The 21,367-nt window shown below is 52.5% G+C and carries 21 protein-coding genes and 1 tRNA gene; 10 read left to right on the top strand and 12 right to left on the bottom strand.

All coding sequences use genetic code 11. From position 1 onward, the window contains the following. Positions 1-171: 171 nt before the first annotated feature. Positions 172-1,131, bottom strand: a complete 960-nt coding sequence (locus QEH53_RS16045) for a right-handed parallel beta-helix repeat-containing protein (RefSeq protein WP_309024233.1) — start codon at positions 1,129-1,131, stop codon at positions 172-174. Positions 1,132-1,454: 323 nt separating this feature from the next. Between QEH53_RS16045 and QEH53_RS16040 the strand changes: the two genes are divergently transcribed. Then, entirely contained in the window at positions 1,455-2,621 is a 1,167-nt protein-coding gene (locus QEH53_RS16040; protein WP_309024232.1) for an adenylate kinase, read from the top strand. Between the two features lie 137 nt (positions 2,622-2,758). Here the strand turns inward: QEH53_RS16040 and QEH53_RS16035 are convergent, their stop codons facing one another. The 5 genes from QEH53_RS16035 to QEH53_RS16015 form a co-directional block, all read right to left on the bottom strand. After that, the gene (locus QEH53_RS16035) at positions 2,759-2,929 is read right to left on the bottom strand and encodes a hypothetical protein (protein ID WP_309024231.1); all 171 of its coding nucleotides are present in this window, start codon (positions 2,927-2,929) and stop codon (positions 2,759-2,761) included. Positions 2,930-2,982: 53 nt separating this feature from the next. Further along, positions 2,983-3,567, bottom strand: coding sequence for a hypothetical protein (locus tag QEH53_RS16030; RefSeq protein ID WP_309024230.1), 585 nt, complete (start codon positions 3,565-3,567; stop codon positions 2,983-2,985). A gap of 10 nt (positions 3,568-3,577) precedes the next feature. Next, on the bottom strand, positions 3,578-4,723 hold the full coding sequence (locus QEH53_RS16025) for a helix-turn-helix transcriptional regulator (RefSeq protein ID WP_309024229.1): 1,146 nt from the start codon (positions 4,721-4,723) through the stop codon (positions 3,578-3,580). A 637-nt stretch (positions 4,724-5,360) separates the two neighbouring features. Continuing rightward, positions 5,361-6,251 carry a nuclease-related domain-containing protein gene (locus QEH53_RS16020; protein ID WP_309024228.1) on the bottom strand — a complete coding sequence of 297 codons (891 nt, stop codon included), beginning with the start codon at positions 6,249-6,251 and terminating at the stop codon, positions 5,361-5,363. 37 nt (positions 6,252-6,288) lie between these two features. Then, positions 6,289-7,065 carry an HNH endonuclease gene (locus QEH53_RS16015; protein ID WP_309024227.1) on the bottom strand — a complete coding sequence of 259 codons (777 nt, stop codon included), beginning with the start codon at positions 7,063-7,065 and terminating at the stop codon, positions 6,289-6,291. A 489-nt stretch (positions 7,066-7,554) separates the two neighbouring features. Between QEH53_RS16015 and QEH53_RS16010 the strand changes: the two genes are divergently transcribed. Together QEH53_RS16010 and QEH53_RS16005 are read left to right on the top strand one after the other, a co-directional pair. Continuing rightward, entirely contained in the window at positions 7,555-7,845 is a 291-nt protein-coding gene (locus tag QEH53_RS16010; RefSeq protein WP_309024226.1) for a hypothetical protein, read from the top strand. A gap of 488 nt (positions 7,846-8,333) precedes the next feature. Beyond that, positions 8,334-9,131 carry a hypothetical protein gene (locus QEH53_RS16005; RefSeq protein WP_309024225.1) on the top strand — a complete coding sequence of 266 codons (798 nt, stop codon included), beginning with the start codon at positions 8,334-8,336 and terminating at the stop codon, positions 9,129-9,131. Positions 9,132-9,200: 69 nt separating this feature from the next. Here the strand turns inward: QEH53_RS16005 and QEH53_RS16000 are convergent, their stop codons facing one another. From QEH53_RS16000 to QEH53_RS15990, 3 genes are all read right to left on the bottom strand, one after another. Further along, the gene (locus QEH53_RS16000; RefSeq protein ID WP_309024224.1) at positions 9,201-9,647 is read right to left on the bottom strand and encodes a hypothetical protein; all 447 of its coding nucleotides are present in this window, start codon (positions 9,645-9,647) and stop codon (positions 9,201-9,203) included. Between the two features lie 157 nt (positions 9,648-9,804). Continuing rightward, a complete protein-coding gene (locus QEH53_RS15995) occupies positions 9,805-10,302 on the bottom strand; it encodes a DUF1456 family protein (protein WP_309024223.1) in 498 nt (165 codons plus the stop codon). A 123-nt stretch (positions 10,303-10,425) separates the two neighbouring features. After that, positions 10,426-10,995, bottom strand: coding sequence for a phosphoribosyltransferase family protein (locus tag QEH53_RS15990; protein ID WP_309024222.1), 570 nt, complete (start codon positions 10,993-10,995; stop codon positions 10,426-10,428). Between the two features lie 66 nt (positions 10,996-11,061). On the opposite strand from QEH53_RS15990, the gene QEH53_RS15985 reads away from it, so the two are divergent. Further along, entirely contained in the window at positions 11,062-11,616 is a 555-nt protein-coding gene (locus tag QEH53_RS15985) for a phosphoribosyltransferase family protein (protein WP_309024221.1), read from the top strand. 410 nt (positions 11,617-12,026) lie between these two features. On the opposite strand, the gene QEH53_RS15980 is transcribed toward QEH53_RS15985, so the two are convergent. From QEH53_RS15980 to QEH53_RS15970, 3 genes are all read right to left on the bottom strand, one after another. Continuing rightward, complete coding sequence (locus QEH53_RS15980; protein ID WP_309024220.1) at positions 12,027-13,430, bottom strand: alpha-L-fucosidase; 1,404 nt, start codon at positions 13,428-13,430, stop codon at positions 12,027-12,029. Between the two features lie 345 nt (positions 13,431-13,775). Further along, positions 13,776-14,291 (bottom strand): outer membrane beta-barrel protein, encoded by a 516-nt coding sequence (locus QEH53_RS15975; RefSeq protein WP_309024219.1) that lies wholly within the window; start codon positions 14,289-14,291, stop codon positions 13,776-13,778. Positions 14,292-15,003: 712 nt separating this feature from the next. Continuing rightward, positions 15,004-15,091 (bottom strand) — tRNA-Ser (locus tag QEH53_RS15970). Positions 15,092-15,285: 194 nt separating this feature from the next. On the opposite strand from QEH53_RS15970, the gene nuoB reads away from it, so the two are divergent. The 6 genes from nuoB (at position 15,286) to QEH53_RS15940 (ending at position 21,362) form a co-directional block, all read left to right on the top strand. Next, positions 15,286-15,801, top strand: coding sequence for an NADH-quinone oxidoreductase subunit NuoB (gene nuoB / locus QEH53_RS15965; protein ID WP_309024218.1), 516 nt, complete (start codon positions 15,286-15,288; stop codon positions 15,799-15,801). 12 nt (positions 15,802-15,813) lie between these two features. Further along, complete coding sequence (locus QEH53_RS15960) at positions 15,814-16,434, top strand: NADH-quinone oxidoreductase subunit C (protein WP_309024217.1); 621 nt, start codon at positions 15,814-15,816, stop codon at positions 16,432-16,434. Positions 16,435-16,477: 43 nt separating this feature from the next. Continuing rightward, positions 16,478-17,719 carry an NADH dehydrogenase (quinone) subunit D gene (gene nuoD / locus QEH53_RS15955; RefSeq protein ID WP_309024216.1) on the top strand — a complete coding sequence of 414 codons (1,242 nt, stop codon included), beginning with the start codon at positions 16,478-16,480 and terminating at the stop codon, positions 17,717-17,719. Positions 17,720-17,816: 97 nt separating this feature from the next. Next, entirely contained in the window at positions 17,817-18,299 is a 483-nt protein-coding gene (locus QEH53_RS15950; RefSeq protein ID WP_309024215.1) for an NAD(P)H-dependent oxidoreductase subunit E, read from the top strand. 5 nt (positions 18,300-18,304) lie between these two features. After that, on the top strand, positions 18,305-19,669 hold the full coding sequence (nuoF, locus tag QEH53_RS15945; RefSeq protein ID WP_309024214.1) for an NADH-quinone oxidoreductase subunit NuoF: 1,365 nt from the start codon (positions 18,305-18,307) through the stop codon (positions 19,667-19,669). Next, positions 19,662-21,362 (top strand): 2Fe-2S iron-sulfur cluster-binding protein, encoded by a 1,701-nt coding sequence (locus QEH53_RS15940; protein WP_309024213.1) that lies wholly within the window; start codon positions 19,662-19,664, stop codon positions 21,360-21,362. The genes nuoF and QEH53_RS15940 overlap by 8 nt, the downstream gene beginning before the upstream one ends. Positions 21,363-21,367 lie beyond the last annotated feature (5 nt).

Below are 21,367 nucleotides of genomic sequence, written 5' to 3'. Positions count from 1 at the left end.
ACGAATAGAGTCTTTGCAATCTAGCTCTGTTATTGGATATCTAGCACTACCGAGTTGCTCCTGCCCATAGTTGCAAAAAACGAACATAAGTTACCACTCTGACCGCAACCGGTATGGATTGACACTTACGTCTATTTAGTGCGACCGAAAATTGTAGTGTAAAACTGGTGACTAGTTGTAATCGAACACCGCTGTGATATCCAGTTCGAGTCGGAAGAACTGGGCACTCTCGGTGAGTTCTATTTCTTGGGTATAGAGTCCGTTGGCCTTTTCTGGGTCGAGATCGATCGGTTCCCACGGCCCTTCTGGATTAGGCGAGCTCGTGATGCGGAAGTACTCGAGCAACGACCAAGATAGGGTGATGCGATTGTCGACTGGAGCGCTCATGCGTAAGTCGGGGACGATCACTTCTTGTACCTCCGCGGGTTCTGAGAATTCGCTGGTTTTACCGCCAATCGTGTAGATGGCTGTAAAGTTGTCCATCAGGGCGATCGAGGAGTCTGCCGAGAGCTCCCACTCCTTGAGGAACGGTTGGTCGGCGACGACGTTCCCGCGATCAAGGGCGGTTCGTCCTTGGAACTCGGTGGTCGAGCGATTGCCGAATATTTCCACCGTGGCGTTCGCGACTTTAGGCGGGGCCACGGCGATGAGCACACGCGTCCTGTTGTTCTCGTCCGGCCGGTACCGCAGGGCGAAGACCTTGCTCGGCTCTGCAATCGGCGGATTTTCGTAGATGAATCCTTCGAGGTGCGTTTCGTCTCCGTTTTCGTAGATTGATGGCGATACGACAGTGACGGCTTGGTTGCCATAGACTGCTAGACCGGTTTCTGAGTTGGGGGCGAAAGTATCGTCATGGGATTCTGACGCGGTGTTTTCGAACGTTGCCCCGTGCTTGTTGGGCACTGGAAGTCCGTTGATGTTAACGCCGATGTGGTTGTTCCGCATCTCCACCTTTTCCTTGATGGTGGAGTTTATGCCGTACGCTTCGTTGCCCGCGATGATGTTGTTATCGATAAGGACTCCGGTCGGTTCCTTCCCGAGGTTATCGGGGGATAGCTTGATACCAATCAAGTTGGCCCAGGCGGAAGTGGCTCCGACGTCGGTGCCAATCTTGTTTCCTTTTATAGTCACGTTGGATGCTGCTCCGGCGACTAGGATACCGGAAACGTCCTCGCGCGAGATGACATTTCCCGTCGCGTCGTCGAATGTGCCGATGACGATATCGCTGCCGCCGTAGATCGCTACACCGATCTGTCCTCCGTAGTCCGTACCCGTGGTGGTGCCGATGTAGTAGTGCTAGGTTTCGAAGAGCCTATCGGAAGTCATTTTCGGTCAAAATGATTCAGGAGCATTTTGGGCTCCCGTTTGGGTGCCACCCCGATTTTTTCGCTCTTTTCTTTATATCAAGATTTAAGAGCTGACTCTCTGTAAGCCCCTTCCAAGATAAAGCGATCATGTTGAACATAGCATTGTTTGGGCCTCCTGGAGCAGGTAAAGGAACTCAGTCAGAGCGGCTGGTTGAAGACTATAATCTGCACTACATCTCGACCGGCGAAATTTTGCGCAAGGAGATGGCGGAAAAGACGCCATTGGGCGAAGAGGCTCGCAGTATTATTGCCGCGGGTGGGCTGGTGTCCGACGAAATTATTGTCCAGATCATCGAGAAGTTCATTACTGACAATCATCAGGCGAAAGGGTTTTTGTTCGATGGCTTCCCGCGTACCTATATTCAGGCTTACATTCTGGAAGGCTTGATGATTAAGCTGCACGGCTCTTTGACTTGCCTGATCAATTTGCAGGTTCCGGAAGAAGTGTCAGTCGAACGACTCCTTCAGCGTGGCAAGAGCTCGGGACGAAGTGACGATAATGAAGTGGTGATTCGTAACCGACTCCGCGAATACAACGAGAAGACTTTACCTGTGTTGAAGTTCTACAAGGAGAAGGGGCTGTGTCATGACGTGGATGCGACGGCTTCGATCGACGCGGTCTACGAATCGATCAAGGAAGTGGTCGAGCAGGAGTTGCGCAAAACTCTGTTGAATGTGGTGATCTTTGGCTATCCCGGTTCGGGGCGTGGCTCTCAGGGAAGGGCGCTGGCCGTCAAGTACGGACTGGAGTTTGTGGCGACGGGTCCGATGTTGGAGGAGGAGATCGCGGCGAACACTGAATTGGGAAAGAAGATCCAGTCACTGTACGACAGCGGTCAGCTGGTGCCCGATGAGATTGTGGTCCCCTTGATCGAGCGTCGGATCGAGAATGCGGGCGACGTGAAAGGCTTCATTTTCAAGGGCTTTCCCCGCACCTTGGTACAGTCCTACATTCTCGACGGCTTGCTAGAAAAACATGGTTCATCCATTTCCAAGGTGATTGAGATCGACGTTCCCACCTTGGAGTTGATTCGAAGGTTGGACGCGCGCAGCAAGACCGACCGATGCATGCCCTACGACAGTAGCACCCCCAAGATCGTCAAGCGCCTAGAAGAGCACGAGATCAAGACGGTCCCGGTTATTCGCAAATACAATCAGCTGCACGGCGTGGCGCAGATCGACGGCAAAGGCAGCTTCGAAGAGGTGTCGGCGCGAATATCGGCCGCCATGGAAGATACTTCCCACGCTCCTTAGCGTGTATCTGTTTTTTAATGACGGTTCTGTTGGTTCGCTCCTCGGCCATTACGGAGGAGCGAAGTGGCGAAACTTGAGAAGTGTAGCGCCTGAACAATTGTTCAGCGGGCACAGATGAGAGCTAAGGTATTCACTGACTAAGCGACAAAGACGTTTTCTCGGTGGTAGTCTACTACCGAACGAAGTGACACTTGAGGAACTAGGTGACGAAACAATTTGGGGTCGGGGTTGAAGTGATGGGGGAGGGTGATGGGCTTGCCTTCGTATTGGAGGAAGTTTTCCAGCATCGTATTCAGTTTCGATGACAAGGGTAGTGGATTGACCCTTTTATTCTACCTTTCAAGCGTATCAAGGTTCCGATTCAGTGCGTTGGGGGCTTTGATTTGAATAGCTCTTCGTATTCAGAATTCCAGTTTTTGTAGGGTGTGTCGTTGTCGTATTGCCATTGGGCTACGACACGTTGGATATCCGCTAGTTTCACTCGGCCTTCGTCGAGCATCAGTTTCATTAGAGCGAGGCTGGTGAGTTGCTTAACTCCGTACTCTTCGGCTAGCTCAATCATGTCCTGGTCGTCGGTGACGACTTGGATTCCTAAAACGAGAGCTGTTGCTAAAATTCGTGTGTCGACGGGAGCGGGTCCCTTACCGCGGGTTTGATGGAATGCCTCTTTGGCGTATTGCCACATGTAATCGAAGGTTTCTTCGATATCTTGTTTTTGCTGATTGCTCAGCGATATAGATCGAGTGCGGTTGTTGGCGTATTCAGAATCCGAAACCCAATGGAATTTGTTTTGTAGTCGGGAGTTTGATCGAAACTCTTTATTGAGTTCCGAATGCACATAGAGGGTGACGTTTTTTTTGCCGAAAGGTACGCAAAGAAGTGGGTGGATATTTTGCGCTAGGCGAAAGTAGCTATTGGAATCCACCAATATCTTCGTCTGTGCCATTAAACTTGGATTACTGGGCTAGGGCTTCACAATACGCCCGTCCATCCATGGGGCTGACGCTAAGGAGGCTGGCAACGAGCGAAGAGCTTGGACCCTTTTCTTTTATGTAGCTCCCAAGAGCTTTGTAGATGTTGGTGCCAAAGCTCTCCTGGGCGACTCTCATGAAGTGGTCGGCACTTGGCGTCTTATCATCGAAGAATGCCGCACTCAGTAGTTTGTAGCCTTTGCTGAATTGGGTACGCCGTTGATGCAGAGAGTATGGCGGGACTTCGGTGAAAGTCTTGTCGTGTTCTTTGGCGTATTTTTCAATTTCCAAATATACTGAGTAAGGCGAGATTGCGTATTTTTTCGCGTATTCGCAAAGGGCGTTCAAGCGACCACTTTCTGATCTTCGATTGCTATAGGAATCGTAGGCTTTTTCAGCTGCTCCTTCTGGGAAAAGCAAAGTACCGGCGAAGGTGTCGGCGAAGTTTTCAGCTTCTTCGAGCTTGTTGTTTTCGAGGAGGTCGATTGTCAGCACGTGACCGAGCTCATGGGCCATCCAGAATTTGAAGTCGTGGATTTGAACGTCGAGATTGAGATAGATCCAGGTCGTCTTCGAATCGGGCAGGTGAATGTGCAGGGCATTTTCGTGTTTCGACTTTTCGCCCCAGAGTGTCGGGATTATGACAGCCTGGTAGTCGTGGAACATGCCAATTAGATCTTCAAATTCGATGGGAGCGTCTTCGCTGACGTTGAGATCGCGTCGAATTTTGGCGACGAGTTCCTGCATGTAGCGGTAGTTCGTGCTGGGATTCTTGAGAGAAGCGGGGCCAAGGAATGGGTCGAAGTCTAAGTACTCGACTAAGGGGCGAAGCAAGTAGCCCATATCCTTTGCTCTTTCGATGTGCTTCTCGGTTGTGACACCAGTTCCGCGTTTTCGAAATGCAACAAGGGGTTCCTTTACCATCAGAGAAGCGCTTGTGAGTTCGTTGTGCTTGAGGTTGAGGAGCCGGCCCAGCTTCATGAGCTCAGCCGGTCGTGGGAACGATTGGTCTTTGAACCACTTCGAAACAGCGGCTCGAGTTACGCCCAATTGAGAAGCGATTGAACTTTGGCTTAGCCCGAGTTCGTCGCACTTCTGTTGGATCGCGTCTTGGTTAAGGGTCTTTTCCATTGAGCAGCTCGGTGACAAGGGGTGCGTGTCAACTTTTGTCAACTAGAAACCGTTACGGTTCCCTCTGCAAGCTTTGCTTTGAGTTTGTCAGTCGTATGTTTTCTTTGTATGCCGAACAGCTCTTTGGGATATGTGGGCGATAGCGGTGGAGAAGGGCGCGTTGCGTTCTTTAGCTAGATCGTGAAACAACTGATGATCTATTCGATTGATGCGATTTCTGCGGCGAAAGCTTTTGAGCTTGTGAGGGAAGAGGCGAAGACTTCCGTCCCTGCGTTTTAAGCTACGAATACGTGTTCGCGGTGGTAGTCGAGAAATTGCGGGTCGGGGTTGAATCGGTGTCTTTGATGTTTGCGAGTAGCTTGGCGCGTTGGGTTGGTGCTTTTTTTTAACCGCAGGGTTCGCTGAGTTCGCAGAGGATCCTGCAGTGTTGGGGGATTGGTCGGGTCGGGTTTTTTGTAACCACGGATTCGCACGGATAAGCACGGATTTGATCTGACTCGCTGAAAGCCCCTTCCTTCGAAGCGTTAATAGGGAACGGCGATTGTTCGCCGACAGATCGCTACCGCAAGGAGTAAGGATTGACACTTTCAACCACAACTACACTTTTAACCACAATCCACACCGAATCGGGTTTGCCTTACTTTTTTAGGAGGCAGAGCGACTCCAGTTGTCGGGAGAAAAGGTCGATGGTTTCGTCGTCGAGGGTTCTCTTGTTATTTCCTCTGACGGCGGAGCAGAGGGTTTTGTGATTCACAACTCTGGTTCGGGCTTTGGGGTTGCTGCTTTCAATCCACCAGCCGGGGATCGTCAGTATGGGAAGGATCGTGATGCTTTTGCCGGTTCGATCTTGTATCCAGTTTTCAAGCCACTTGCGTTGACGTTTGAGCTGTTCCAGTTCCGAGGTCGAGACTCCCCATGGCCACGTCAGCTTTCGTCCGTCAAACGTGACGACGTGATCTTTTCGGTTGCCGATGGCTTTTCTTTTGCTGCGGGTTTTCGTTTCGATCAGGGCGATGCCGGAAGGGCCGATCGCCACGTGATCGAGGTTGAACTTCTCTCCGTTGTTTGATGCGGGAACGTCGTGAAAAACCCACCAACCTTCTCGTTCGATGGGTTTGAGGGAGTTCGCTACGATTCTTTCACCTTCGAGCCCTAGTTCCAGATTCGCTAGCTCTTGAAAGGCATTGATGAGAACTCGAAAGGAGAGTCCGAAGCCCGCAAGGGCAGCCAATGAACAAACGGGAATCCAGAAGATGCCGGTAGCGGTGGGATAGAGGATATAGATTGTGGCGAAGGCGATTAGGAAAGCGGTGAATGGGACGAGCAAGCCGAGTATGAGGAGATTTGGTAGCTTCTCGTTTTTCTGCCCGATTCTCTCTTCAAGGGAATCTCCGGGGCTTCGGATGTATTCAAATTCGAGCGGCGGCCGCCGTTTTTTGAATCTTTTTCTGATTTTGATCACCAAAACAAATCCCCCGAAGAAGACTGCTAGGTAGACGGCTAAATATAAGAATGCTGTAAGGTTCACAAAAGTCGAAAGAAGTAGAGGAGTTGGACTTTCAGATTTAAGCTACGAAGATCTTCTCGCGGTGGTAGGCGAGGAATTGTTGGTCGGGTTGGAAGCGGTGGGGGAGGGTGATGGGTTTGCCTTCGTAGCGTTGGAAGTTGTCGCGAATGGTTTCCAGTGTCACGTACTCGCGGATGCGCTTGGAGAGGACGACGCGGAGTTTTTCGTCGAGCGTTATTAGGCCTCGGTCGAACGCAGTGTCTTGGGTTTTGGCGAGGCAGAGGCCATTGGAGGGGTTGAGTCTGTTTTTCTTAGAATCCTTCCAGGGGACAATATGGCTGGCTGTGAGCAGTATTGAAATCGGATTGCCCGTCATACAGCAGGTGTAGTGGTAGCTGACTTTTACAGCCCTGCTGAAGAATGAATGGCCGCGACGTTGTTTTGCTGAAGCGACTCGATCAGTTTCGAAATCTGGTTTGTTGAAATCTTCGATAACGGAGTACGGCAATTGTTCACCTTCTACGAGTTCATCGAATCGTTCTTGGCTCAATAGGGCAAGAACGTCCCAGTTGGATTCGAATTCTGCCCAGATCGCGGCGTCCTGCCGACTTGCTCCTTTCAGGCCTGATACTCCTCTTTGTTGATGAACTCGATCAAAGCTGGCTAGGTTGCAGAGTTTCATGGAAAGAGACGCTGGAGATCTCTCCATTTTCTCTGCGACGAGTTTAATGAATTTATTAGTAGAGCTGAACTGACCGAAGCTAAGTTGTGTGTACAGGTTCATTGCAATGATTAGTTCGTCGCGCGTCCAGTTCTTGCGGGGTGTATTAGCCATTTAAATTTAGAAATTGATTTTTAAGTGGTCTATGGTGTGGGCCCATTTGGTAGTTAGGTTGTGGGTTTTATTTAAAGTTTTCCTTCGTTTTGGCAATCGAGTAATTTGGGGCGAGCTAGAATGGGTGGGGTAAAGTGATTGTAAGCGTTTTAGATTGGATAAAAGTATGGGATAGGGAATTTAAAACACAGATCGTTTTTCATCTCAAAGGCGTAATAGACGGATTACATAAAATGTTATTTGACCATATTTGTTGGCATTGTGTTTGAATTCAGAATCTGAACCGTAGCTGGTAATTTCTTGTTGCTCCTCTGCAGGTCGATGGATTCGAAATATTGCAGGGATTCTGTTCTCTTACTTGGACTGGTGGGTTGATTTTGGATCTTTTAGATTCTAGAGCCGCAAACAGTATTGATCGTAAGGTAGAAAAAGCACGTTTATTGAAAGTCTTTTGTTTGCTTGATGAGCATGGGTGGGATAATTTGATTAATGATCTCGGAAAATGTAATTATTACTAGATACGAAGTAAAGGAAGGGTATTGTATATTCATTGAGTCCCTTTGTGAGGGATTGGTGCCTTCTGTTTTCGACGGTGACAACAAACCCGTCGTATTTGATTCATTAGTCGAAGCCGAATCTGAGATTGAAGACTATTCGACGACTCGTCTCGAAGAAGCTACTACCGAAGAAGAGATAGCTATTTACTCAGAGGATACGGATGAATTTGTGTTGAGTGTTAAAGTTCTGGAAGGCGGTCGAGTAATTCCAATTTATGATTAATATCAGTGCTCCCGTATTAAATTATTTGAGCCCGATAAACTGCAAGATGAGACCGCGGGTTCGCCTCCGAGAAGCTATCAAACTATAGGTGGTCAATTAATTTTTTCGATAGTAGATGTTGAGGCGACTTAAGTTCAGCGAGTTTTTCTTGAGACAGGTCTTTGCTCTCTCGTAGAGAGCGGACGTTATCTCCAAATTTCTTTAAGGTTGTTTCGGTGGCTGGCACCAAGAAACAGTACCTTATTGTGGACTATCAGACCACGGACGATAAGTCACAATTTACGCTCGTGCGCGAAAGTTATGGTCACTTGTTTAATCAGCCAGCGCAGACGGGATCGGCCAGAGCGGGGCTTGAGAATGGAAGGGTGAATTCTTGGTGTTGTCCGTCGGCTATATTGGGACAGGTCAGTAATTACTTAGCAATGTTGCTTAATAGTACGGATCCTAGGTCGAATGTTGTTGGATGGAATGGGTACGACTTGACGACGATGAAAGCTAGATTGGGAGAACGTGTTCCTTCTGGTCGCGAGCTGCTCTGGTTTGCCGTTTGGACGGTGCTAGTGCTAGTGCTGGTCTTGGTTTACTTTGCCAAGGAGCATTTCGTTTGGGAGTCGGAAGCCCACAGGGCTGTGGTTTTGGCAGAGACGGAACGCGAAGGCCAACCTGCCATTGAGCCTGGCGAGATGGAGGGAAATGCGGCTTGGCCTTTGTCTGGGGGACAATTGGACACGTTGGATGAGCGGTTCATTTTGACGCCGCGGAAGTCGCTCGATCCTCCGGTGATGGAAGTGACTTCTGGAAAAAGCGGATGGAATCCTGATTCTCCTGAAGTTGCTGGGGATGCACGGCGCATAAATCCAGAAGAAGTTAAGTGGTTGAAAGAGCGGCTCGAGGCAGTGGCGGTTGAGTCTTCTTTGCCAGTGGGGAAAGTCTTCGAGAACGTTCTCCAGCATGTGCGACGAGTGGGACGAATCCCATATGTGGCGCAGACTCACGGGTGGGGTTTGCCTGAAGATACCTTGCTACGCAATGAGGGTGACTGTGCTGACAAGTCGCTCTTGCTCGCTGAGAAATTGATAGCTGCAGGCCTCGAAGAGGTAGCCATTTGTATCGGAGTGGGTCCCGACTACGAGCCGGGTGCTCCGGGTCATGCTTGGGTCCAAGCGATGATTGGCGATAGGCTGTGGCGCATCGAATCGACAAGTGGACAGATGCGGGTGGCGAATTCTGGCTCCGCTCTGGATATGTTTGAGGCTGTCGCCACAATTTGGAGACTTGGGAAATGAGGGTGGAAGAGGTGGGGGTTCCTCTCTGAGTCTTTCAAAGATGGTCGCGTGTTTAGAGCGTTTCGTGACTTAGCGGCGTTTCTTTCCGTTTGGATTTGGCTGGCGAGAAGGCAGCCATGCAAATGCTTTGTCTGGTAGGTGGCTAAGCCAGACAAATGCGGGGACAACAACCAAGCCCAAGAAGCCGTACCAGAATCTTAGAGTGCCAAAATCTTGTATCGTTAACAGAAGGGTTGAGTCCGACTTCGTTCCTTCGATGGCGTTTTTTCCTGATGCGATAACTGGAATCTCGTCACCGACGCGGTGTCTTTTGCTATAGGTTACGTTGTTCTTGCGTCCTGAGAGTTCGAATACGAAGTAGCGACTTTTTCCGATGCTCTCAGTGGCAGTGATCAAGACACGGTGCTCAGTCCCGAATTTTTTGATCTGAGCCGTGTTGTACCAAAACAGAGCAAAAAACAGTAAGGCGGCTACGGGGATAAGGAGGATGAAGAGGGAGGGGCTTTTGGCTTTCAAAGGAGAGTACTGAAGGCAATTGGCTTAGAGGTTTCCAGTCTGTTCTACGCGACGAATCCGGCGGAGCGAAGCATTAAGGATTAAGAAGTCTGTTTGCCCACGAATTACACGAATATCAGCGAAGGGGGTGGAAAGGTGGAGGTCGAGCGTTGGTCCATTAGCCTGAAGCTCTGCTATTGGCCCAGGGGTCCTCGGGTGGGCGGAAGGTGAGGGCGAGGCCTTTGAGGAAGTTGCGCAGGAATTGATCGCCGCACTTCTTGTAATGCTTGTGGTTTGTCGCCCGGAATAGGGCGTTTATTTCGCCTTTCGATACTTGGAACCCCGCGGCTTTCATCGTGGCGATCATATCGGTATCCTTCATTGAGAAGGCGATGCGTAGTTTGCGCAGCACTACAGTGTTGTTGATCCAAGTGTTCGCCTCCTCATCAACAGGACGGTCGCTCGGTCCGCGTCGGCTTAGGATCAGCCCATCTAAGAACGCGTGGATGGTTTCAATCGAGCAGGCGACGTATCCTTCGTCCGTTTCGTCCTTTAAGATATTGGATACATCGAGAGCGGTCAGTTCAACGCCGCCTTCTTTGATCATCTGTACCACTTCGGCGTTTTTAAGATCAAGCGCGTACCTCACGCTTCTCATCACATCGTTGTTTGTCATTATCTACTCTTTTGTCGGGAATGTTCTTCGATGGAGGAGAAGGCCCGAGTTGTGATGTGAAGACCAGTGTTTTCGTTCTTTGCCTTGTTTTGCTTTTTCCGGCCCGCCCCATTTGGGCAAATTTCAGGGCTGGGGAAGGTGATCCTTTAAAATTTCGTACAGCTCCGGGCGGTCCTTCTTTATCTCTTCCCTCGTGAGGCCTTCTAGGGAATGCGGGTACTTTAACCACGCACTCGTCTCGTGTATGTAATAATCGGGTACAAGGTCGGTTCGGTTGCGTTCCGGCTTGTAGTAGGGGACCGCGATGCGAATGTCATGCGGCATATTCAAGCGAGCTCCGGCCTTTAGTTCATTGATGATTGCCTCGACTGACTTCCCACTGTCGGAAACGTCGTCGACGATCAGCAAGCTGTCCTCGTGCTGCACCTTGTCGACCAGATAGCTTAGGCCATAAACCCGCACTTCGCGGTTCTGTTCGTCAATCCCCGAAGAGTAGGAGGCAGTCCGAATCGCGATGTTGTCCGTCTCGATGCCGTGGTAGCTTAAATACTCCTGGACCGCGATCCCTATCGGGACACCGCCTCGCCAGATCGCGATCATGAAGGTCGGGCGAAAGCCGCTCTCCAGCACCTTCGCGGCGAGCTTCCAAGAATCCTCCAAAAGTCCCTCAGCAGTTAGGAAAAGCTTCTCCATTTGTTTTTGAAATCGACGGCCCGCCAAAAGCCAATCTCATTATTGAGACCGCACCCAGCACGACCTATGAAAAAGCGCTTTCTAGACGAGGCAACCATCATCGAAGATTCGTTTCGCCTCGGCATTCAGATTTTCGAAAGCGGCTTTCGTCCTACCTTTATTGTCGGCCTTTGGCGGGGCGGCAGTCCGGTGGGGATCTATGTGCAGGAATGCTTGCAAGCCCTCGGCGTCGAGACCGACCACTTTTCAGTGCGCACCTCATACCAAGGCCTGCCCGGCTACCAGGACATGATCGACGCCCCGGAGAATATCCGCGTCCACGGTACCCGGTACCTTGTGGAGAATCTCAACGCGGACGACCGCCTCCTCATCGTCGACGATGTCTGCAGCTCTGGCCACAGCATCCGCGCGCTGCAAATTCGCCTGCAGAAGAAGCTCAAGCGAAACTATCCAGCCGAGACCCAAACAGCGGTCCTCTGGCATCGCCCCCATTTCAAGCGAGCCGACGTCCAGCCGAACTACTTCCTGCACACGACCGACGAATGGCTCGTCTTCCCCTACGAACTCAAAGGCCTAACTCTCGACGAAATCAAGCAGCACAAACCTGCGGCTGCGGTGTAGGTACGGGCCTCGGTCTCGGTGGTCTCTAGGGTAACAGGAAAACGAGATTTCCTCTTTAGATCCATACCTCAAGCGACGAAGGTTTTGTTTGTGTGATGATCCAGGCTTGGGACCAGGTCGGAAACGATGGGGGAGGGTGATAGGAATCTCCGGATCTTCCAGGCGGAGAGCAAAGGGGGCTCGCTGTCTGGTGCGGCAATTGGATGGGTGAGTCGTTAGGGGTGTTCTGAGCGAAGCGACATTTGAACAACGAAGAGACGGAATGGCGGGCGGCTTGCTCACCCTCGGCAGGAGTTCGTCCCACCATTTTGCTTTCGAGGAGGAGTCGATCCCTAATGCTCGCACACCATCTTCTTTCGCGAAACGGGTTCCCTGTGGATTTTAGCTTTAACCTCAAGTGCTCTGGCCAATCACTCGGTTTTGGATGCGGTAGCCGCTAATACGCTTGGGCTTCCGAGGGGGATGCGGATGACGGTGACGGGGGCGGGGTCCGGCAAATCGGGCAGCTTGATCTGTAGGGTTTCGCCTTTGGTGGCATGGGTGAGGGGCTGAGCTGTGGCGAGAAAGGTGGGCTCGCCGTAGGTTTGTCCGGAGGCGAGGGTGGGAATGACGATTTCATTTCCCTCTGGCAGAGTGAAAAGGTGAGCGTAGAGGGCGTCGTCGGTCTGGGTGTAACGGCCCCAATCAGGCTGAGGGAAGGGGCTGGCTCGGGCTCCGTAGATGGACGCGGCGTTCGTTTCCATCCATGTGCCCATATTTTGGAGACGTTCGATGCTGGCGGCTGGAATGACTCCTTCGGGAGTTGGGCCGACGTTGAGGAGGAAGTTGCCTCCTTTGGATACGATTTCCACAAGATTGCGAATGAGGTCGTCGGAAGTTTTCCAATTTGTATCATAGGCCTTCCAGCCCCAAGTGTCGTTCATGGTCATGCACGATTCCCAGTCGAGGCCGTCGACGCCGGTGGCGGGGATTTCCTGCTCCGGCGTGCCGTAGTCGCCCGCGAAATTACCTTCCTTATCGAATCCGGCGTAGCCTTGGCGGCCTTTGTCGATGCGGTTGTTGACGATGAGGCCAGGCTGAATCTGGCGGACGAAGCGGTAGAGGTCTTTGCCCATGTCGGTGGTATAGTCGTCGATCCACTCGCCGTCGAACCAGAGGATGCCGATGTCGCCGTATTGGGTGAGCAGCTCGTTGAGTTGAGGCTTTAGGTAGGTCTCGTAGTAGCGAGGAAAGTTCGGGTTGGTCAGCTCCGGCCGATTGTATTCAGGTTCTAATGGCGCTTGGGCGGCGGGGTGGTGCCAGTCCATGATGGAGTGGTAGAAGCAGAGCTTGATGTCGTGCGTGCGACAGGCGTCGGCGAGCTCGGCGAGAATGTCTCGCTGGAAAGGAGAGGCGTCCGTGATGTCCCAGTCCGTCACTTTCGAATCCCAGAGGGCGAATCCGTCGTGGTGCTTGGAGGTAATGACGATGTATTTCATGCCGGCCTGCTTCGCGAGGCTTACCCAGGCGTCGGCGTCAAAGAAGAGGGGGTTAAACATGCGGGCGTAAGCTTCGTAGTCGTCGATGGGGACGCGTCCGTGGTGCATGATCCACTCGCCGATGTCTTCGACGGGGTCGCCTTTGTAATAGCCTGCGAGTTCCGCATAGACACCCCAATGGATGAACATGCCAAAACGGGCTTCCTTCCACCAGCCCAAGCGGGCGTCTTTCGCTTCTGGGGTTTCGTCCATGGGATCTTTCATTTGGGCTGTGGCGTTGCTGGCAACGAAGCAGAGGAGCAGTGCGGAGAGCAGTTTGGTCGTTCGTAGGAACATGGGGTGATTTGGGTTTAGGGGTGGTGACCGGAGTTGAAATCTGGGATAAGCGGGCCGTCTTCTATCGCGTGTCCTGTCGTAACTCCGGCGTTTGCCTCGATAAGAGAGGCTACGGTTGCTCGACGCGAACAAATATCCGGCATAGAGTAAAATTGCGGGGTATTCTGTGGATCGGATGTATTGGAGGAATCGGGGTGATTCGCTTTGTTCGCGTTCTCTCTAGCAGTTCGGAGGCCCGCTGATCTTCCACAAAACCGTTTCAGGTGTTATCAGCCCTTCACAGTTAGAGAACAAAAAAAGACGTACCCTAATCGGATACGCCTCAAATGCTGTATATTTAGATTCTTAGAATCGAAAGTTGGCTCCTAGTTGGACAACGTCAGTTCCGTCGTAGTCCTCGAAGCCTAGTTCGAGGGCGAACTTCTGATTGAACTCATAACCAAAACCTGCCCCAAAGCCTATGTCGTCGGCGCTGGCGCTCTCGCTTACCGAGCCCATTGAAGCATCGATTGAAATATCGCCATAGCCTGCACTTACGAATCCGAAAAGGCCTGAGTCAGCCTTCAAGATCCCCCTTACCCCAGCGAACCATGCGGTGTCGATTTCCACATCGACGCCAAAAATATCTTCCGATCCAATGCCCTTGGCGAAGCGAATCTCAGGAGCAATATAGAAATTCTCCGCGACTTTGAAGCTATAGCCTCCACCTACGAAAATTGCATCGAGATCAAGGTTCACTCCTGCCTCTGATTCGCTGAATCTGGCAACTCCGGCTTTCCCGAACCAGCCCTCGCTTGCGTGGAGACTAGAAGCGAAAATTGCTAGGCTTAAGATAGATACCGATTTTGTAAACGTATTCATTCTTTTGGGTTTTTTGATTAATGAGACTTGTTTGGAATTGACGAGAGCTGTGCCTATCGTCCGCTATTATTGCTGTATCCTTTTAAGAATTAGGAAAAATCAATACCTAAATAAATATAGTAGTAAGACGTAGTTGCTTCTTAAGCTTTCGTAATGAAGCACCATTCCGCATTATACTCAGGGAAAAAGACTTAGGAGCACCTACGCGCTCGTTCCCATGCCTCTTCTGGATCCTCCTCATCGATGTAGCAACGCCTCCTCCTAATGTTGAGGTACCCCGTGTTCAGCATGAGGTTGCCACTGTAGAACTCGCTTCGGTGCTCGATCCTTGGGGCAAGCGAACTGACGGCTGCGGGGAAGGGGGGCGAGGAAGTCTTTCACCTTCCAAGCTTAGCTCAAACGGTAGGACAAGCGGAGTCCTGTGCGGCACAGCTGGTCCGGTGTCTCGCGGGAAGACGAGGGCTTATTCCAATCGTGTTTGACCGTATTGGGCGTGGAGAGGAAAGCGTAACGCGACGCGCGAGGGACTGTTAGCCTCAATTGGTGCACCACCCAATCCCAAAGCCCTTGCAGATCCGGATCATCAGTTGCTATTTGCTGAACGGACTTATCGGGCCTTGTTTGCATCCTCGAAACGTTCCTGACACTTCATGTCAGTGCACATTGCCGAAGCGCAAAAAAAATATAACCCGTTGTTATACATCGGGTAACATGGCGGAGAGAGGGGGATTCGAACCCCCGGTACCTTGCGGTACACTCGCTTTCCAAGCGAGCGCCTTAAGCCACTCAGCCATCTCTCCAGCTCGCTATTTCCTCGGTACGCCCAAGCGTCCCCTAGAAAAGAACGGCCAAATAAGGCGATTCGCATCTTCCCGGTCAATGTCTTTTCTTAAAAAATAAATTCGAGGGCAAATCCCTCCGGTTTCGGGCAAATCCCGCTTGCATGTTACTTAGGGCGACGTAGGTTCGGGCGTTTGAAGCTTTCTGAGAAAAAATGGTCTCTTCTAACGCAGACATAGGTTACAACAGCAAGGTCGAGGGCGGCGTGATCGTCTCCAAGGCCGATGCGGTTATTAACTGGATTCGCACCCACTCGCTTTGGCCGATGCCGATGGGATTGGCGTGCTGCGCGATCGAGCTCATGGCCTCCGGGGCTTCGAAGTTCGATATCTCGCGCTTCGGCGCCGAGGTGATGCGCTTTTCCCCTCGTCAATCGGACGTAATGATCGTCGCCGGCACTGTAACTTACAAGATGGCCCCGATCGTACGCCGTATCTACGACCAGATGGCGGAGCCGAAATGGGTGATCGCCATGGGGGCCTGCGCTTCGTCGGGAGGCATGTACCGCTCGTACGCTACTTTGCAAGGTGTTGACCGGATCGTTCCGGTGGACGTTTACGTGAGCGGATGCCCGCCACGGCCGGAAGCCCTTCTCGACGCCCTGATCAAATTGCAGGACAAGGTCGGCACGGAAACGTCGTCCAAGAACCTGTTTAAAGTAAAATCCTGATCTGCTCGCACGATGATTGCTCAAGATCTACTCGCCGCCCTGCAAGGAGTTAACTCTGAAGTTGCAGAGCGCGAATCTGCCGACTGGCCTTCTTTTAATTGCCCGATCGACTCGCTGGTCGATGTTCTCAAGACCCTCCGCGACAACCATGGCTACGATTTGTTGGCCGACGCGACGGGAATAGACAATGGAGTAGAGACTCACCCGCGCTTTACAGTTGTCTACCATGTGCAGTCCACTGCCAATGCGGTTTACGTGCGTGTGGCGGCGGATTGCCTGGACAGCGAAAATCCGGTGGCTCCTACCGTTTCGCACCTTTGGCCGGCTGCCGATTGGCACGAGCGCGAGTGCTACGACCTTCTCGGAATTAAGTTTGAGGGGCACCCCGACCTCCGCCGTATCCTCATGTGGGATGGCTACCCGCACCATCCGCTGCGTAAGGACTTTCCGTTGGCAGGGCACGATGGCGAATTTTGGGATGAAGAAATCAGCGAGGAAACGGGAACCGGTACGATCGCTGCTCCTATGATGGGCGGCCCGTTCGTCTCCAAGAGCTCCGAATTCGAAGCGGACCGCGAGCCTCGCGCCAAAGACGAGAGCTGGGATGAGAAGAAGGAAAAGCCAGACGGCTAGGAGCGAAACCGCAGCAGCCAAACGACGAAAACGAATTTAGCCAATGGCGACCGAATCTAAAGAATACACGATGCCCGATGCGGGGTCCCGCACAGCGCAAGCTTCGGAAGAGTTCGAGACTGAAAAGCTCGAGCTCAGCATGGGCCCATCCCACCCGTCTACACACGGGGTGTTGCGCCTCAACTTGGAGCTCGACGGCGAGATCATCCAAAAATGTGATCCCGTGCTGGGATACCTGCACCGTGGCGATGAGAAGATTGCCGAGAACATGACTTATAACCAGTTCGTTCCGTACACGGACCGACTGGACTACCTCGCCCCGCTGGCCAACAACGCGATCTACGCCATCGCGGTTGAGAAATTGACCGGTATCCAAGTGCCGGAGCGCTGCCAGTCGATCCGCGTGATCACCAGCGAAATGGCTCGTATCTCGTCGCATTTGCTAGGGCTGGGAGCGTACACCATGGACGTCGGCGCCTTGACGGTGTTCATGATCACTTTCACCGAACGCGAGAATCTCTACACGCTCTTCGAGGAGCTGACGGGTGCTCGCTTCACTACTAGTTACAGCCGCATCGGCGGAGTCACTCGCGACATGCCCGCTGGCTGGACCGACAAGGTGCTCGATTTTTGTACGAAGTTCCTGCCGTTGCTCGACGACGTAGAAAGCTTGCTTTCGCGCAACCGCGTTTTCGTGGATCGCACGGCGGACATCGGCACGATCAGCAAGGAAGATGCGATCGCTTACGGCATGACCGGTCCTAACGCTCGCGCCTCGGGTGTGGACGTAGACCTGCGCCGCGATGCTCCTTATTCTGGATACGAGAAGTATGACTTCGAAGTAGTGCTTGGCGAAAACGGGGACTGCTACGATCGCTATATCGTTCGCATGGAAGAAATGCGCCAGAGCGTGCGGATCATTCGTCAGGCCATCGCCCAATTGCCAGAAGGTCCGTACCGCGCGGAAGACGCGAAGAAGATCATCCTGCCGCACAAGGACAAGACGCTCACCTCCATGGAAGAGCTGATCCAAAACTTCATGATTACCACAGAAGGTCCGCAGATCCCGGCTGGCGAAGTTTACTTCGAAGGCGAAGCTCCGAAAGGGGCGCTTGGATTCTTCATCCATTCTAAGGGTGGAGGTGTGCCATACCGCATGAAGATCCGCGGCCCCTCCTTCTGTAATTTGAGCATCCTGCCAAAGCTTTGCGTGGGATCTATGGTTTCCGATGTTCCGGCTATCTTGGGAAGCTTCGATTTCGTGATGGGGGAATGCGATCGATAGATTTTTACCCACGAAATACGCGAATATTCACGAATTGAATACGTTTTTATTTGTGAGGACTTGAGAGAATCGTGGGCAGCAAATTGATTTTACACAAATGGACTTAAAGCCAGAGACGCTAGCTGAGATCGAAGCTGCGATTCCGAAGTATCCGGAAGCGCAGAGCGCGGTCATGCCATTGTTGCACGCGATCCAAAAGGATCAGGGTGCCATCTCGAACGAGGCCGCTGAATGGGTGGCCGAGAAACTGGGCATCGCTCCGATCAACGTGCTATCGGTCGTAACCTTCTACCCTTTCTTTCGCCAGCATAAGATCGGCAAGCGACACATCCGCGTGTGCCGTACGCTCTCTTGCGCCATGGCGGGTGGGTCCAAAGTTTGCGACAAAGTTCTATCGGAATTTGAGGCCGAGCTGAATCACGCCTCTCCCGATGGCGAGGTGACGGTAGAGTTTGCCGAGTGTCTCGCGAGTTGTGGAAGCGCACCGGTGATGTTGGTCGACGAAGACCTGCACGAAAACCTTACCGTCGAGAAGGCCAAAGAAATTTGCGACAAGATCAAAGCGGAGGCGAAAGCGTAGTTAAGATGGCAATACATCCGAAAGAACAGCGTCTCGTCCTAAAATATGCCGACGAACCTGGCTACACGCCGAGCATCGACAGCTACTTGGCCCATGGCGGTTACGACATGCTCAAGAAGGCGGTCACCATGGAGCCGCAGGCGATCATCGACGAAGTGAAAGCTTCGACCTTGCGCGGTCGTGGCGGAGCCGGTTTCCCTTGTGGACTCAAGTGGAGCTTTGTGGACCGCAAGTCCGGTAAGCCGATCTACTTGATCTGCAATTGCGACGAGTCAGAGCCCGGCACTTTCAAAGATCGCCAAATTGTGCACAAGGATCCGCATCAGTTGATCGAAGGCATGATGATTTCCTGTTTTGCGAATAACGTTGCCAAAGCATTCATCTACATTCGCGAGGAGATGCCGTACGGGGCGAAGATCCTCGACGAAGCGATACTCGAAGCGAAGGAAAAGGGATTCGTTGGCGATAATGTATTGGGATCAGGATACAGCTGCGAAATCGTAGTACACCGCGGAGCGGCGGCCTACATTTGCGGCGAGGAAACTGGTCTGATCGAGTCGCTTGAAGGCAAGCGGGCGAATCCGCGCATCAAGCCTCCTTACTTCCCAGCGGTGCTCGGCCTCTACAATTGCCCGACTATCGTTAACAACGTCGAAACCCTCTGTAACGCCGTCCACATTTTGGATATGGGCGCGGAAGGCTTCAAGAAGATCGGCCGTCCTAACAATGCGGGTACACGTATCTGGTGTGTGTCCGGCGGTGTGCAGCGTCCCGGCTACTACGAAGTGGGCGAGATGACGCTTGGCGAACTGGTTTACGATATCTGTGGCGGACCGCTTCCCGGTCGCAGCATTAAGGCGATTATCCCTGGTGGTTCTTCAATGAAGATCCTCAAGAACGGCGAGCGCTATAAGGGCAAGAATCCGGACGGCAGCGAATACGATTGGGGGCTGGAAGACATTCCGCTCGACTACGACGGCATCGCTGCGGCTGGCTCCATGTCTGGATCCGGTGGCATGATGGTGCTCGATGACACGGTATCCATCCCGGCAGCGCTAGCCAATTTGATGGCCTTCTACTCTCACGAATCTTGCGGCCAGTGTACACCGTGTCGCGAAGGTTCGCTCTGGTTGAAAAAGATAACTTCCCGTATGGTTCATGGCGAGGCTCGCCCGGAAGATGTGGATCTCATGCTCGACGTAGCAGGCCAGATTGCAGGCCGTACCATTTGCGCTTTCGGTTTTGCGGTGGCGTGGCCGGTGCAGAGCTACATTGCCAAGTTTGAAGACGAATTTAGAGAATATGCGGCGCACCTCAGCGATCCCAATGCTGACCGCCAAGCCATAAAGGAACTCGCGTGTAATGGCTGAGGAAAAGAAAGAAAACCTGATAACGGTCAATATTGACGGACAAGATCTACAGGTGCCTGCCGGTACCAACATGGTCGAAGCTGTCAAAATGCTCGGCAAGGAGGTTCCGCATTACTGCTACCATCCGAAGCTCTCAATCGCTGGCAACTGCCGCATGTGTCTCGTGGAAATGGGTATGCCTGGCAAGGACCGCGCCACCGGCGAGCCGATGCTCAACGAGGACGGCACTCCCAAGATCATGTGGATGCCGGGGCCTGCGATCGCTTGCGGTACCAACGCGGCTCCTGGGATGCACATCAAGACCAACTCGCCAAAGGCCGTTGAGTCTAGGGAGTCGGTGACTGAGTTTCTGCTCGTCAATCATCCGCTCGACTGTCCTATTTGTGATCAAGCTGGCGAGTGTAAGCTGCAAGAATTCTCCGCGTCTCACGGACGTGGATACAGTCGCTTCATCGAAGAGAAGAACGTTAAGCCCAAGCGCACCCGTCTTGGCCCGAGAGTCACTCTCGACGATGAGCGTTGTATTCTCTGTTCGCGTTGCGTCCGCTTTTCGCAAGAGATCGCCAAGGACGACGTGCTTGGCTTTACCGATCGCGGCAGCTATTCTACTTTGACCTGCTTCCCGGGCAAGGAGCTCGCCAACAACTACTCCCTAAATACAGTAGACATCTGCCCTGTGGGAGCTCTCACCAGCACAGACTTTCGCTTCAAGATGCGTGTCTGGTTCCTCAAGGAAAGCAAGAGCATCGACCTCGAATCAAGCGTCGGCTGCAATACAGTGGTTTCTTCCCGCGAAGGAAAAGTCTATCGCGTGACGCCGCGTCGCAACGACGAAGTCAACGACACTTGGATGCCCGACTCCGGCCGCGAGCTCTACAAGCAAATCGAATCGGAGGATCGCCTCTCGTATTCGACGGTTAACGGTTCCCAGACTTCGGCGGTGGAAGCCATCAAGGCAGCTGCTGAAATTCTAAAAGGGGAGGGCGTTGCGATCGTCGGTTCCGGGCGCAATACCGTCGAAGAGCAATTCGTGCTCAAGCAAATCGCCGATCAGGTGAATGCAAAAGGCGTGTATCTGGTTGCTCGATATGGTGACGGTGATGGAATCCTAGTTTCCAAGGATCGCAACCCGAACGTGCGCGGTGCCTTGGCAACCGGTTTGATTTCCGATCTTCCCGCAGAGCAGCTTTCGGTTCTCGCTTCTCAAATTGACAGTGGCGAAGTCAGCACGGTCCTCGCGTCTAAGGAAGATCTCGTGGCAGCAGGGCTTAGCGAAGAGCAGCTCAAGAAGGTGAAGCTCATCGTCATCGATACGCATGCTTCAGCGACCACGAAGAATGCGGATGTAGCGATTGCGGGCCTGACCCAGTTCGAAAAGTCCGGTTCGGTGATCAACCAGCAGTTCCGTATCCAAAAATTCCATAAAGCGGTTCCGGGGCCTGTTGGCTCGATTGACGACCTCGCAGCTTTGTCTGCCATTCAGGCCAGCCTTTCAGGCGAAACCTTCCCATCGGTGGTCGGTACCGTTTGGGAAAAGATCGCTGCGGAAGGAAATATTTTCGAAGGTCTCAGCTTCAAAGGTATCGCCGATACGGGCGTGCTTTTGGACGGCTCGGCTTTCTCCGGGCTCGCTTTTGTCGAAGGCAAGTCTCTCCACTTTGAACCCAAGCTAGAAGCTGCTGCAGCGGAATAAGCGTC

This window comes from Pelagicoccus sp. SDUM812002 (genome assembly GCF_031127835.1).
GTDB lineage: Bacteria > Verrucomicrobiota > Verrucomicrobiia > Opitutales > Opitutaceae > Pelagicoccus.
Note: the sequence above shows the minus strand (reverse complement) of the source record. Positions and strands in the feature narration are given on the sequence as shown.